This is a genomic window from Burkholderia sp. Se-20378 (assembly GCF_017104665.1).
Taxonomy (GTDB): domain Bacteria; phylum Pseudomonadota; class Gammaproteobacteria; order Burkholderiales; family Burkholderiaceae; genus Burkholderia; species Burkholderia lata.
Window position 1 is genome coordinate 1 of sequence record NZ_JAAGPG010001180.1, and the last position, 495, is coordinate 495.

Annotated in this window: 1 protein-coding gene; it reads left to right on the forward strand. The window is 57.6% G+C overall.

Going from position 1 to position 495, the window contains the following annotated elements:
- Window positions 1-308: 308 nt before the first annotated feature.
- Window positions 309-495 (forward strand): hypothetical protein (locus tag G3N93_RS40870; RefSeq protein ID WP_206135618.1); only part of this gene is annotated, 187 nt, incomplete at its 3' end.

Consider the following 495-nt stretch of genomic DNA (forward strand, 5'->3'; position numbering starts at 1 on the left):
GAAAAAAAAAAAACAGAGCCGACGCGAGCGAGCAGGTCGCTGAAGTCGTTGCGGCTGCCACGTAGCAAGTGCGTTACGTACAGACGGGTTGGTCTTACACCGTACGCGGGGGCGCACCAGTGTTCGCGACAGCGACCTCACCGTGCTCGTGCGTCGTGTCGCTCACCGTGGCGTTGTGGAGGTAGAGCTCTCCGTGACATCATCAGGGCCCCAGATCATAACAGTCCTGCATCGGCATAATCATGTAGCGCTGTCGGTGCGTAAACGACATGTGTGCAGAGTCTGGCATGCGCGTCGCGATGACGTAGATGACTGCTGTGCATGATGCGCGGGTCGAACACACTCGCTCGAGTACTGTCAGTGGGTGGAAGGTCATAAGTCCTACTCCTGTAGTCAAGGAGTTCGAGGTCATGTGTATCGCCGACAGAGAGACCGACGTTATCTCCGCTGTTTTTGTTTTCCCTGACGCCCTCGGCACCGACCCGTTCCCCCTCG